This is a genomic window from Sphingomonas jejuensis, assembly GCF_011927695.1.
Lineage (GTDB): Bacteria > Pseudomonadota > Alphaproteobacteria > Sphingomonadales > Sphingomonadaceae > Sphingomonas_K > Sphingomonas_K jejuensis.
On sequence record NZ_JAATJE010000002.1, the window covers coordinates 817,192 to 829,726 of the forward strand.

11 protein-coding genes are annotated in these 12,535 nt (G+C 70.5%); 2 read left to right on the top strand and 9 right to left on the bottom strand.

The features are described from left to right. Positions 1-8: 8 nt before the first annotated feature. The 4 genes from GGR88_RS13580 to GGR88_RS13595 are packed head-to-tail and all read right to left on the bottom strand — an operon-like array spanning position 9 to position 4,664. Positions 9-2,486, bottom strand: a complete 2,478-nt coding sequence (locus GGR88_RS13580) for an ABC transporter permease (protein ID WP_167955936.1) — start codon at positions 2,484-2,486, stop codon at positions 9-11. A 17-nt stretch (positions 2,487-2,503) separates the two neighbouring features. Further along, a complete protein-coding gene (locus tag GGR88_RS13585) occupies positions 2,504-3,184 on the bottom strand; it encodes an ABC transporter ATP-binding protein (protein WP_167955938.1) in 681 nt (226 codons plus the stop codon). 11 nt (positions 3,185-3,195) lie between these two features. Then, entirely contained in the window at positions 3,196-4,506 is a 1,311-nt protein-coding gene (locus tag GGR88_RS13590; RefSeq protein WP_342449807.1) for an efflux RND transporter periplasmic adaptor subunit, read from the bottom strand. A gap of 8 nt (positions 4,507-4,514) precedes the next feature. Beyond that, the gene (locus GGR88_RS13595) at positions 4,515-4,664 is read right to left on the bottom strand and encodes a hypothetical protein (RefSeq protein ID WP_167955940.1); all 150 of its coding nucleotides are present in this window, start codon (positions 4,662-4,664) and stop codon (positions 4,515-4,517) included. A gap of 169 nt (positions 4,665-4,833) precedes the next feature. On the opposite strand from GGR88_RS13595, the gene GGR88_RS13600 reads away from it, so the two are divergent. Beyond that, on the top strand, positions 4,834-6,222 hold the full coding sequence (locus tag GGR88_RS13600) for a sigma-54-dependent transcriptional regulator (protein ID WP_167955942.1): 1,389 nt from the start codon (positions 4,834-4,836) through the stop codon (positions 6,220-6,222). Beyond that, positions 6,212-7,540 carry a sensor histidine kinase gene (locus GGR88_RS13605; protein ID WP_167955944.1) on the top strand — a complete coding sequence of 443 codons (1,329 nt, stop codon included), beginning with the start codon at positions 6,212-6,214 and terminating at the stop codon, positions 7,538-7,540. Before GGR88_RS13600 ends, GGR88_RS13605 begins: the two co-directional genes overlap by 11 nt. 21 nt (positions 7,541-7,561) lie before the next feature. Here GGR88_RS13605 and GGR88_RS13610 read toward each other — a convergent pair whose 3' ends face one another. The 5 genes from GGR88_RS13610 to paoA all read right to left on the bottom strand — a co-directional run bounded on the left by GGR88_RS13610 (position 7,562) and on the right by paoA (position 12,457). Continuing rightward, positions 7,562-8,233 carry a spermine/spermidine synthase domain-containing protein gene (locus GGR88_RS13610; RefSeq protein ID WP_167955946.1) on the bottom strand — a complete coding sequence of 224 codons (672 nt, stop codon included), beginning with the start codon at positions 8,231-8,233 and terminating at the stop codon, positions 7,562-7,564. Continuing rightward, on the bottom strand, positions 8,230-8,565 hold the full coding sequence (locus GGR88_RS13615) for a DUF6481 family protein (RefSeq protein ID WP_167955948.1): 336 nt from the start codon (positions 8,563-8,565) through the stop codon (positions 8,230-8,232). The genes GGR88_RS13610 and GGR88_RS13615 overlap by 4 nt, the downstream gene beginning before the upstream one ends. An 82-nt stretch (positions 8,566-8,647) precedes the next feature. Next, a complete protein-coding gene (paoC, locus tag GGR88_RS13620) occupies positions 8,648-10,870 on the bottom strand; it encodes an aldehyde oxidoreductase molybdenum-binding subunit PaoC (RefSeq protein WP_167955950.1) in 2,223 nt (740 codons plus the stop codon). A 1-nt stretch (position 10,871) separates the two neighbouring features. Further along, complete coding sequence (locus GGR88_RS13625) at positions 10,872-11,822, bottom strand: FAD binding domain-containing protein (RefSeq protein ID WP_167955952.1); 951 nt, start codon at positions 11,820-11,822, stop codon at positions 10,872-10,874. Continuing rightward, positions 11,819-12,457, bottom strand: coding sequence for an aldehyde dehydrogenase iron-sulfur subunit PaoA (gene paoA, locus GGR88_RS13630; RefSeq protein WP_167955954.1), 639 nt, complete (start codon positions 12,455-12,457; stop codon positions 11,819-11,821). Before paoA ends, GGR88_RS13625 begins: the two co-directional genes overlap by 4 nt. Positions 12,458-12,535: the final 78 nt, after the last annotated feature.

The following is a 12,535-nucleotide window of genomic DNA, read 5'->3' on the forward strand; positions in this document are numbered from 1 at the left end:
GAACTGTCCTACTCGTAACGGAGGGCGTGGATGGGGTTTGCGCGGGCGACGCGCAGCGCATGGCCGGCGACCGTCGCCACCGCGATGGCGAGCGCGAGCAGCCCGGCCACCGCGAACGGCGTGATCGTCAGCGGCACGCGGATGTCGAAGCCGTTCAGCCATTCGCGCATCGCCCACCATGTCGCCGGCCAGGCGACGAGGTTGGCGAGCACCACCGGCCGCGTGAACTGCCAGGCGAGCAGCCGGACGATGTCGGCGACGGTCGCGCCCAGCACCTTGCGGATGCCGATCTCCTTTGTGCGCCGCTCGGCCGCGAAGGCGGCAAGGCCGTAGAGCCCGAGGCAGGCGATCAGCACGGCGAGCGCGGAAAAGCCCGCGAACAGCACCGCGCGCGCCCGGTCGGCCGCCAGGAAGTCGGCCGCGATGTCGTCGGCAAAGCGCGCCTCGAACGGGATCTCCGGCTCCAAGCGGCGCCACACGCGCTCCAGTCCGGCCATCACTTCGGCGGGCCGTGCCCCGGCATAGCGGACCAGCACGGTCGATGTCTGCTGGGGCTCATAGGCGTAGACGAGCGGCTCCAGCGGCTCGCGCGCGGTGCGCAACCGCGTGTTCTCGACCACGCCGACGATCGTCGCCGGCACCATCTGCATGCCATCGCCGTCCCAGCCCGGAAAGGCGACGCGCACCACCTGGCCGAGCGCCGCGCCCGGCGACGCGAGGCCGAACATGCGCGCGCCGGCGCGGTTGATGACGACGTTGATGCCGCGTTCGCCAAGCGCGGCGGGCGACAGTCCGTCGAAGCGGTCGCCCTGCCGCGCCACATCGAAGCGCCTGCCGGCGAGCAGCGGCACGTCCATCGTCTGCAGAAAGGCATCGTCGACGCCGTAGAAGCCCATGGTGACATGGTCGGTCGCGCCGTCGCGCTGCATCAGCCGCATCGGCTGTTCGCCCGGATTGAGCGTCAGCGAGGTGCGCGCGACACCCGTGACGCCGGGGATCGCCTGCATCTGCGGCCGCGCGGCGTCATATTCGGAGCCCTGCGTGAAGCGCCAGGCATTGTCGATCTGGATGAGCCCGTCGCGGCGGTAGCCGGGATCGACGCGCGCGATGAAGCGCGTCTGGCTGTAGATCACCGCGGTGGACGCGATCAGCCCGATCGCGATCGCGAACTGGACGACAACCAAGGCGGTTCGCGCCCGCGCGCTGCCCGGCGTCTCCGCCGATCCGCGGTTGGCGCCGAGGGCATGCGCCGGCCGCCCCTTTGCGGCGTAGAGCGCCGGAGCAAGCCCGCCGAGCAGGCCCACCGCGACCAGCAGACCGGTCGCCGGCAAGAGCAAGCCGTTTTCGCCCAGGTAGCCGCGTGGCAGCCGCGTCTCGAGCAGCGCCTCGAGCCAGGGCGTCGCGATCTCGACCAGCGCGAGTGCGAGCAGCATCGCGATAGCCGCCGCGATCAGCGCCTCGACGGTGAACTGCGCCACGATCTGTCGCCGCGACGCGCCGAACAGCCGGCGGAGCGACACGTCGCGGGCCCGGGCGATCGCGCGCGCCGTGCCGTAGTTGAGGAAGTTGATGATCGCCATGGCGAGCGTCAGCAGCGCAACCACGGTCAGCGTCGTCAGCGCGCGCGCGTCGCCGCCCGGCACGATCGCGCCTTCCTGCGCTTGCCCCAGATGGATGGCGGTGATGGGGACGAGGTGAAAGTCGAACACGCTGGCCATGCCCACCATCGCGCCGCCTTCCAGCCTGCTCGGCACCACGCGCCACTCCCATGCGGGAAGCGCCGCGTTGATCGTGGCGGGATCGGCGCCGGCCTTCAGCCGGACGAAGTGCTGCTGATCGAAATTGCCCCAGCCGCGCATCGGGGGCGGCACGCCGTTCGGGTCGCGGAGCGAGATGACGCCCAGCTTCAGGTTGGTGTTGGGCGGCAGATCCGCCAGCACGCCTGCGATGCGGCGGGGCACCTTGCCGTCGCCGGCACCGGTCGTCAGGCTGCGGCCAAGCACATCGGCCGTGCCGAACAGCTGCCGGGCAACACTTTCACCCAGCACGATCGCGGCAGGATCGGACAGCGCCGTTTCGGCCGAGCCGTGCAGGAAGGTGAGCGGAAACACCCGGAAGAAGCCGGGATCGACGCTGACCGCGTCCAGGAAGACCGGTGCCCCGTCATGCTCGGCGACGGTCTTTCCGACCTGGATCGACGTGATCGCTTCGACCTGCGGAAAGTCCGCGCCCATCCGTTCGAACACGGGAAAGGAGCTGCCCTGGTGATGGACGACATCGGTGCCGGGCGGGCGGATGACGGTCTGGACCTGGAAGACCCGGTCATGCCCGGGCAGCCAGGCGTCGTAGCTGCGCTCCGCCCGGACATAGCCCAGGATCATCAGGCACCCCGCGAAGCCGAGCATCAGCCCGCCGATCGTCACCGCGGACGCACCCGGCTGGGCGATCAGGCGGCGCAGCGCGACGATCAGGTGGTTCTTCAGCATGGTTCCGTCTCCCCTGCTCAGGCCGCGCGCCGCCGCTCCTGGAGGATGCGCCCATCCAGCATGTTGACCACGCGCTGCGCATAGTCGGCGTGGGCGGGCGAGTGCGTCACCATCACCACCGTGGTGCCTTCGGCGTTCAGCAGCTGGAGCATGCGCATCACCTCCTCGCCGTGCACCGTGTCGAGGTTGCCGGTCGGCTCGTCGGCCAGGATCAGCTTGGGCGCCGCCACCACCGCGCGGGCGACGGCCACGCGCTGCTGCTGACCGCCGGACAGCTGGCTGGGGCGGTGGCGCGCGCGGTGGGCGATGCCGACCTTGTCCATCACCGCGTCCACGCGGCGCGCGCGCTCGCCCGCGCCGATGCCGTGGTAGAGGAGCGCAAGCTCGACATTCTCGCGCACCGTCAGCTCGTCGACCAGGTTGAAGCTCTGGAAGATGAAGCCGATCGATCGCTTGCGGATTCCGGCCAGCTTCGCCTCGGGCAGGCCCGCCACCTCTTCGCCGTCGAACCGGTATGATCCCGATGTCGGGCTGTCGAGCAGCCCGATCATGTTGAGCAGCGTCGACTTGCCGCACCCGGACGGCCCCATGATGGCGATGAACTCCCCGCTCGCGATCTCCAGGTCGATCTGGTCGAGGGCGGAGGTTTCCACCGTGTCCGTCCGGTAGACCCGCGACAGGTTGCGCATGCTCAGCATCGTTGGTCCTTTCATCGACCGGTCAGGTCCAGCCGATCCTTGTCGGCGAACCCTGTGTAGGGGGAGGTCAGCACGCGCTCGCCGGGCTCCAGCCCGTCGAGCACCTCGATCGCATCCGTGTTGCGACGGCCCAGCCGCACGGTGCGGCGCACCGCCTCCTCGCCGTCCGGCGACACCACGAACACCCAGGCGCCACCCGTTTCGTTGTAGAAGGCGCCGTTCGGGATCAGGATGGCGGGCGCGGGATCGTCGAGGACGAGGCGCACCTGCAGCGTCTGCCCGCGCTGGATGCGCGGCGGCTCGTCGCCGGTGAACTGCAGGTCGATCTCGAACTGTCCGTTCCTCACCTGCGGATAGATCTTGGTGACGCGGGCGCGGAACTGGCGCCCGTCGCTCTCGATCGATGCCTGCTGGCCCAGCTGCACGCGACCGAGGTAGAATTCGTCGACGCCCGCGATCAGCTTGTTGCGGCCGGGGCTGTCGATCTGGCCGATGCGCTCGCCGCGCCCCATCGACTGGCCGACCTGGATCGAAAATCCGGACAGCTGGCCCGACACCGGCGCACGCAGGTTCAGCCCGTCCAGGTTGCGGCGCGCCAGCTCCAGCCCCGCGCCCATCGACTGCGATGCGGCGCGCAGCTGCGCCAGCTGCCCGGTCTGCAGCCGCTCGTCCGTCGCCATTGTCCGGCGCATCACCTGCAGCCGCTCGCGCTGATAGGCGGCATCGTCTGCGGTGTCGCGAAAGGTGCGCTGCGCCACGAAGCCGCGCTCGGCCAGCGGCGCCTGCTGCTCGGCCAGCCGCATCGCCTTGCGGGCGGCAAGGTCCGCTTCCAGCAGGTTGCGCTCGTTGGCGAGGCGGTTCTGCGCCAGCGCCAGTTCCTGGCTGCGCATCGAATTGAGTTGCTGCGTCACTTCCGTCTGGCGCGCCAGCACCGACAGTTGCAGCTCGGCATTGGACAGCTCGGCCAGCAGCTGGCCCTTCTGGACGGTTGCGCCGTCCTCCACCAGCACGCGCTCCACCCGGCCGCCCTCGATCGAATCGAGGAACACGGTGACCAGCGGCGTGACGCGGGCGCGCAGCGGCAGGAAATCCTCGAACGTGCCGCGCTCAACGATGGAGATGGTTAGCCGCTCCGCCGCGATCGTCTGGCTGTTGGCACCCGGCGCGACGCTCCACAATCCGGCGGCGGCGATGGCGACCAGCGCGGCGGCGATGCCGGCCTTGGCGCGCGTCGACAGGCCGCGGGGCGCGACCACCCGGTCCATCGCGCCGCCATGCGCGGGCGTGGACACGGGCTCGGTCGGCATGTGGATGACGCTCACCGATGCGCTCAGGCGAGCGGGCAGCGGGCGGCCTGCGCCGTCGTGCGGGTGGAGGCGGCCGCGGCCGGCTCGGGCGCCAGGGTGATCGTCAGCAGCGTGGTCGCCATCATCAGGGCGGCGGACAGGCAGGCAAGGTTGCGGTTGGTCGCGCGGTACATGGTGCTTCTCCTTCGGCAGCGGCCAGGATCGGCCGACACATGACATCCTCAGCATGCGGCGTGCCAAACCGCTAAATGTCTGAATTTGCTCGGTGGACGGCGGCGATCGCGCGTCGTTGGTCGAAACCCACTGTCCGGATCCGGACACAGGCTGTACGCTTCCGGACAGATGGATGCGGGGGCACGCTTCGATCTTTGCGTGATCATCGACGACGACGAGGACATCCTCTTCGCCGCCCGCCTGCTGCTGCGCGACCTGTTCGGCCGCGTCGTCACGGCCACCACCCCGGCCGACGCGTTCGCGCAGACCGCCGGCGCGGCACCCGACGTGATCCTGCTCGACGCCAATTTCGAACGGGGCGCCACCGACGCGGCAGAAGGCTTCGACTGGCTGGCGCGATTTCTCGCCCGCGATCCGGACGCCGCCATCGTCATGATCACCGCGCATGCCGGCATCGGCATCGCGGTCGAGGCGATGAAGCGCGGCGCCACCGATTTCGTGTCAAAGCCCTGGTCCAACGACCGGCTGCTCGCCACCGTGCGGACGGCTGCGGCGCTGGGCCGCTCGCGCCGCGGCGCTGCGGCGGCGCCCGCTGCGGACGACGCGGCGTCCATCCCGGCCGGCGAAACCCCGATGATCGGCTCCGCGCCCGCGATGGCGCGGGTCGCCTCGCTGGTGGAGCGGGCCGGTCCTACCGATGCGAACGTCCTGGTGCTGGGCGAAAACGGCACGGGCAAGGAACTCGTCGCGCGCGCGCTCCATCACCGGTCGCGCCGGGCCGATCGTCCGCTCGTCACCGTGGATCTCGGCGCGGTCGCCGAAACGCTCTTCGACAGCGAGCTGTTCGGCCACGTGAAGGGCGCCTTCACCGATGCGCGCAGCGACCGGATCGGACGGCTGCAGGCGGCGGAGGGCGGCACGCTGTTCCTTGACGAGATCGGCAACCTTCCGCTCCACCTCCAGCCAAAGCTGCTGACCGCGCTTGAACAGCGGCGGGTGACGCCCGTCGGCGCCAACAAGGCCGTGCCGATCGACGTCCGCGTGATCGCCGCCACCAACCTGTCGCCCGCACAGCTGGCCGACGAATGCCGCTTCCGCCAGGACCTGCTGTTCCGCCTCAACACGGTGGAGATCGAGCTCCCGCCGCTCCGCGACCGGCGGGAGGACGTGCCCGCGCTGCTCACCCACTATCTCGGCTTCTACGCCCGCAAATATGGCGCCCGCCCCAAACCGGTCGCGCCCGACCTGATGGCGATGCTTCAGCGCAACGACTGGCCGGGCAACGTCCGCGCGCTCCGCCACGCGGCCGAGCGGGCCGTGATCCTGTCCGGCACGGAGCCCTTCACCATCGACGACTTTCCCGTCGGTCGGCTGGACGCGCCGCGCATCACGCTCGCCGCGCCGGCCGAGCCCGACGACATGAACCTCGAACGGGCCGAGCGCCGCATGATCGAAGGCGCGCTCAGGAAGCACGGCTACAACATCTCGCTCGCCGCGCAGGATCTGGGGCTCACCCGCGGGTCGCTCTACCGCCGGATGGAAAAGCATGGGCTCTAGCGGGCGGCCGCCCGTCGGCCTTGCCGTGCGCACGGTGCTGCTGGGCGCCGCCATGCTGCTGGCGGTGGCCGCCACCCAGGCGGAGGGCCTGGTCGTCTCCCGGATCGTCGCATGGGGCCTCGTCGCCATCGCCGCCGGCGCCCTGTGGCACCATGTCACCCGCACCAACCGGGAGCTTGCCCGCTTCGTGGAGGCGGTGACGCACGGCGACCTGTCAGCCGGCTTCGGTGGAGAGGATCGCGGCGGCAGCATGGGGCGCCTCCGCCATGCGCTGGGCGGGGCGATGCGCCGCCTTCGCGAGGAGCGCGCGCAGTCGGAGGAAAGCAGCCGCTTCTACGCCGGGCTGGTGGAGGACGCGCCGACCGCGCTGCTGACGGTTGACCGCGACGGGCGGGTGGAGACGGCCAACACCGCCGCCCGCCGCCTGTTCGCGCGGCACGACGGCGTGCGTGTCGACGATTTCGCCGTCTACGGCCCGTCGCTGGTCGCCGCGCTGAAGGAGGAGAACAGCAGCGGCCGGCTCGTCACGCTCGCCACCGACATCGGCCCGCAACAGGCGATGCTGCGCTCGGCCGCGATGAACCGGCTTGGCCGCTCTATGCGGGTGGTGGCGGTGCAGCCGATCCAGGCGGCGCTGAACGCGGTCGAGCTCGCCGCGCAGAGCGACCTCATCCGTGTCCTGACGCACGAGATCATGAACTCCATGACGCCCGTGACGTCGCTTGCGCGCACCGCGGCCGGGCTGATCGCCACCGTGGACGATGGCCGCGACCCGGCGCTCAGCGATGCGCGCATGGCGGTGGACACGCTGGCGCGCCGCGCCGACGGCGTGCTCCAGTTCGTCGGGACCTATCGTCAGATCAGCCGGCCCGTGCGGGTCGATCGACGCCGCTTCGCCGCCGCGCCCTTCGCGCAGGAGCTGCGCCGCCTGTTCGAGGCCGACGGTGGCGGCACCGCCCGGCTCGACGTCAGCGTCACGCCCGCCGATCTGGCGCTCGACGCCGATCCGGACCTGCTCGCCCAGGTGCTGATCAACCTGCTGCGGAACGCCGCGGAAGCCTGCCCGCGCGATGACGGCGTGATCGGGCTGGAGCTTGCCGCCGGTCCCGCCGGCTCCGGGCGCGTAATCGTCACCGACAACGGGCCCGGCGTGCCAGAGGCGAAGCGGCCGGACGTGTTCCTGCCCTTCTACACCACCAAGCCGAGCGGCACGGGCGTCGGCCTCAGCTTCGCGCGCCAGGTGATGCTGGCGCACGATGGAACCATCGCGCTCGACGATGCGCCCGGCGGCGGCGCGCGATTCACCTTGCTGCTGTAGCGTCGGTGACGGCGCCCCGGCTCAGCCCGCGCGCCTGGCGAACCAGATGGTGTGGATCGGCCCCTTGCCGTTCTCGCGCGCACGGACCTTGGCTTCCTCCACCTGGAAACCGGTCGCCTTCAGCCGCCGGGTAAAGGCGGCGTCCGATCCCGCGGACCACACCGCCAGCACGCCGCCCGGCGCCAGCGCGCGCCGCGCCCGGTCCAGCCCGGATGCGCTGTAGAGCCCGTTGTTGGCGTCGCGCACCACGCCGTCCGGCCCGTTGTCCACGTCCAGCATGATCGCGTCCCAGCTCGCGCCGGGCGCCCCGATCCATTGCGCCACGTCCCCGATCCGCACCGTCACGCGCGGATCGTCCAGGCAGTCGCCCGTCATCGTCGCCATCGGGCCGCGCGCCCAGTCGATGATCTCCGGCACCAGTTCGGCGACGGTCACCCGCGCCGCCGCGCCGACCCGCCCCAGCACCGCACGCAGCGTAAACCCCATGCCATATCCGCCGATCAGCACGCGCGGCGCATCGCTCCGCAGCCGGTCGATCGTCATGGTGCCGAGCAGGGCTTCCGACCCGCTCATCCGGCTGCTCATCAGCTCGTTGCGGTCGAGCAGGATCATGTGGTCGCCGCCGCGGCGGACGAGGCGGAGCGGCTGGCCGCCCGGCACCTCGGCCACGGCGACCAGCTCGCGCGGTGTCACCGCTTGCGGGCCTTTCGCGCCGCATATTTGGCGTCGCGTGCGGCCTTCTTCTCGGCCTCCGTCTGCTTGGCGCGCTCAGCCGCTTCCGCTTCCGCGGCCGCGGCGGCTTCGGCCGCGGCGATCTTGGCGAGCTTGGCTTCCTCCATCTCGCGCTGGCGCTGCGCGCGGCGCTCGGCCGCGGCTTCTTCCTTTGCGGCACGCGCCGCGATCCGCTCCGCCACCACGGCGGGGTCGGGGGCGGGCTTTGCCGCCAGCTTCTTCAGGGCCTTTTCCTTTGCGGCCTTTGCAGCCGCCATGCGCTCGTTGAAATCAGGTGCCTTGAAACCAGCCATTATCCATTCCGTAAGAGGGCGTCCGAAGCGATCGCCGGCGACGCCCATAGCAGCATCGCCGCCGGACTGAACGCCCCCAACCTCATGCAACGGCGGGCAGGCGCTCCAGATATTTGTCCAGCGTGACAGGATAGTCGCGCACCCGCGTGCCCGTCGCGTTGTAGACCGCGTTGGCGACGGCCGCACCGATCCCGCAGATGCCCAGCTCGCCCACGCCCTTCGCCTTCATGGGGGAGCTTTGCGGGTCGGCTTCGTCCAGGAAGATCACCTCCTGGTGCGGGATGTCGGCATGCACCGGCACCTCGTAGGTCGCGAGGTCGTGGTTCACGAAGAAGCCGAAACGCTTGTCCACCGCCAGCTCCTCCATCAGCGCGGCACCCGCCCCCATGGTCATCGCGCCGATCACCTGGCTGCGCGCCGACTTCGGGTTCAGGATGCGCCCGGCCGCGCAAACCGCCAGCATGCGGCGGATGCGGATCTCGCCGGTCATCCGGTGCACCGCCGCTTCCACAAAATGCGCGCCGAAGGTCGACTGCTGCGCCTTTTCGCCCAGGTCGCCGAACTCGATCTTGTCCTCGACCGTGATCGCGCCGTCGCGGGCCGCGTCGGTCAGCTGACCGCTTCGCCCGCCGGCCGACACCTGGCCGCCGGTGAAGTCCAGATCGTCCGTGCTGTTGAAGCCCAGCCGCTGGGCCACTGCCTCGCGCAGCTTCACGCAGGCGGCATAGACGCCCGCGGTGGAGCTGTTGGCGCCCCACTGGCCGCCCGATCCGGCGGATACGGGAAAGCTCGAGTCGCCCAGCCGCACCTCGACCTGCTCGAGCGGGACGCCCATCATCTCGGCCGCCGTCTGCCCGATAATGGTGTAGCTGCCCGTGCCGATGTCGGTCATGTCGGTTTCGACGATCACGCGCCCGCCCGGCTCAAGCGTCACACGCGCACCCGACGTCATCGTCATGTTGTTGCGGAATGCGGATGCCACGCCCATTCCGACCAGCCAGTCGCCGTCACGCACCTGCGCGGGCTTGGCGTTGCGCCGGTCCCAGCCGAAGCGCTCGGCACCTGTCCTCAGGCAGCCGATCAGGTTGCGCTGCGAAAAGGGCCGCTCGGGCTTTTCGGGGTCGACCTGCGTGTCGTTGATCACCCGGAACTCGACCGGATCCATCTCCAGCCGCTCCGCCATTTCGTCCATCGCCATCTCGAGCGCCATCAGCCCGGGCGCTTCGCCCGGCGCGCGCATGGCGTTGCCTTCAGGCAGGTCGAGCACCGCCAGCCGCATGGAGGTCAGCCGGTTGGCCCCGGCATAAAGCAGCTTGGTCTGCGCCACGGCCGTTTCCGGCTGGCCGCCTTCCAGGTCGCCCGATCCGCTTTCATGGCCGATCGCCGTCAGCCGCCCGTCGCGCCCGGCACCCAGCCGGATGCGCTGCACAGTGGCCGGCCGGTGCGTGGTGTTGTTGGCCATCATCGGCCGGGTCAGCGCGACCTTCACCGGCCGTCCCGCCGCCTTGGCGCCAAGCGCGGCCAGCACCGCGTCGGCGCGCACGAACAGCTTTCCGCCGAACCCGCCGCCGATGAAGGGGGAGATCAGCCGCACCTTGTCTTTGGGGATCTGCAGCGTGCGCGCGACATCGCCCACGCCCCAGTTGATCATCTGGTTGGACGTCCACAGCGTCAGCTGGTCGCCGTCCCATGCCGCGATGGAGGCATGCGGCTCCATCATCGCGTGGCTCTGGTCCGGGGTCGTGTACCGCTCGTCCAGCGTCACGTCGGCCGCGGCGAAGGCGCCCTCGAAGTCGCCGACCTCGTCCACCGGCGGCGCCGCGCTGCCCTCGTTGCTGTCACCGCCGACCAGCGGCGCCCGCTCCAGCTCGGCGTCCAGGTCGAACCGGCCCGGCACGCGCTGATAATCGACACGAACCAGGTTGGCGGCGGCGCGCGCCTGCTCAAACGTCTCGGCGACGACCAGTGCGACCGCCTGGTGGTAATGCTGCACGTCCGGACCGGCGATCAGCTTGGCCGTGTTCATGCGACCCTTGCCGAGCCGGCCGGCATTCTCCGCCGTCACGATCGCGATCACGCCGGGCGCGGCCTCGGCATCGGCCAGGTCGATCGACCGGATCGTGCCGCGCGCGACACCCGCGCCCACCACGAAGCCATAGGCCTGATTGGGCGCCACGTCGTGCCGTTCATAGGCATAGGGCGCCGTGCCGGTCACCTTGGCCGGGCCGTCGATGCGATCGGTCGGACGACCGATCACCGTCATCTTGTCGATCGGGTTCGCACCCGCGGGCGTGTCGAACTTCATGTCAGCTCCTCGCCTCCGCCAGCACCGCGGCAAGCGTACGCTCCACCAGCGGAACCTTGAAGCGGTTGTCCTCGGTCGGGCGTGCGCCCGCCATGATCTGCGGTGCCACCGCGGCCGCGCCCTCGGGCAACGCCGCCTCGGCCGCCTCGACGCGCCACGGCTTGTGGGCGACGCCGCCGACGCCCACCCGGCCGCTGCCGTCCCGCTGCACCACCGCCGCGATCGACACCAGCGCATAGGCGTAGGACCGGCGGTCGCGCACCTTGTGGTAGAAATGCTTGCCGCCGAGCGGACGGGGCAGGGTGACCGCGGTGATCAGCTCGCCGGGCTCCAGCACATTGTCGATGTGCGGCGCATCGCCGGGAAGGCGGTGGAAGTCCGCGATCGGGATCGCGCGGGCTTCCCCGTCGGCCTTCACCGTCTCCACCGTCGCGTCCAGCACGCGCATGGCGATCGCCATGTCGCCCGGATAGGTCGCGATGCACGCGTCCGACACGCCGATCACGCCCAGCTGGCGGGAATAGCCGCCGATCGCCGCGCACCCGCTGCCGGGCTTGCGCTTGTTGCACGCCTGGTTGGTGTCGTAGAAATACGGGCACCGCGTCCGCTGCAGCAGGTTGCCCGCGGTGGTCGCCTTGTTGCGAAGCTGGCCCGATGCGCCCGCCATGATCGCGCGGGACAGCACGGCATAATCGCGCCGCACCCGCCGGTCCGCTGCCAAGTCCGTGTTGGTGACAAAAGCGCCGATCCTCAGCCCGCCCTCGTCGGTGTCCTCGATCTTGTCGAGCCCGAGCGGCCGGATGTCGATCAGGTGCGTCGGCGTCTCGATCTCCAGCTTCATCAGGTCGAGCAGGTTGGTCCCGCCCGCGATGAACTTGGCGCCCTGCGTACGCCCGGCGGCGGCGGCAGCCGCCTCAGGGCTCGTCGCCCGCTCATAGGTAAACGGCCTCATGCCCGGGTCCCCGCCACGTCGCTCATCGCCTCGATGATGTTGGAATAAGCGCCGCAGCGGCAGATGTTGCCGCTCATCCGCTCGCGCATTTCGTCCGCCGTCGCGCGTGGCCGGTCGGTCACGTCGGCGGTGGCATGAGACGGGATGCCGTCCTTGATCTCGTCGAGCACCGCGACCGCCGAGCAGATCTGCCCCGGCGTGCAGTAGCCGCACTGGTACCCGTCATGCACCACGAAGGCGCGCTGCATGGGGTGGAGGTTGTCGGGCGTGCCCAGCCCTTCTATGGTGGTGATCTGGTCGCCCTCGTGCATCACGGCCAGCGACAGGCAGCTGTTGATGCGCCGGCCGTTCACGATCACCGTGCACGCGCCGCACTGGCCGTGGTCGCAGCCCTTCTTGCTGCCGGTCAGCTGCAGATGTTCGCGCAGCGCATCGAGCAGCGTGACGCGCGGATCGAGGTCGAGCCGCCGATCCTCGCCATTGACCTTGAACTGGACGGGGAGGGTGGGGCCGGGAGGCGTTGTCATGCGAGGACCCTGTGCGTTGAGGGGGGCTGTGCCGCCCGCCGCCACGGTCGCGGCGGAGCCGACGATCACGCCGCGACGCGACACATCTGGATTGAGGGGGCTGGCCATAAGGGCGGGCTGCGGTTCCGGACAAGAGGATGATGGGGACGCGGGGGACAGGCAGGGCACATGCCCTGCACCACCGTA

Coding starts and splice junctions, on each gene's coding strand:
- GGR88_RS13580 (WP_167955936.1), bottom strand. CDS start 2,486: ATGCTGAAGAACCACCTGATCGTCGCGCTGCGCCGCCTGATCGCCCAG.
- GGR88_RS13585 (WP_167955938.1), bottom strand. CDS start 3,184: ATGCTGAGCATGCGCAACCTGTCGCGGGTCTACCGGACGGACACGGTG.
- GGR88_RS13595 (WP_167955940.1), bottom strand. CDS start 4,664: ATGTACCGCGCGACCAACCGCAACCTTGCCTGCCTGTCCGCCGCCCTG.
- GGR88_RS13600 (WP_167955942.1), top strand. CDS start 4,834: ATGGATGCGGGGGCACGCTTCGATCTTTGCGTGATCATCGACGACGAC.
- GGR88_RS13605 (WP_167955944.1), top strand. CDS start 6,212: ATGGGCTCTAGCGGGCGGCCGCCCGTCGGCCTTGCCGTGCGCACGGTG.
- GGR88_RS13615 (WP_167955948.1), bottom strand. CDS start 8,565: ATGGCTGGTTTCAAGGCACCTGATTTCAACGAGCGCATGGCGGCTGCA.
- paoC (WP_167955950.1), bottom strand. CDS start 10,870: ATGAAGTTCGACACGCCCGCGGGTGCGAACCCGATCGACAAGATGACG.
- GGR88_RS13625 (WP_167955952.1), bottom strand. CDS start 11,822: ATGAGGCCGTTTACCTATGAGCGGGCGACGAGCCCTGAGGCGGCTGCC.
- paoA (WP_167955954.1), bottom strand. CDS start 12,457: ATGGCCAGCCCCCTCAATCCAGATGTGTCGCGTCGCGGCGTGATCGTC.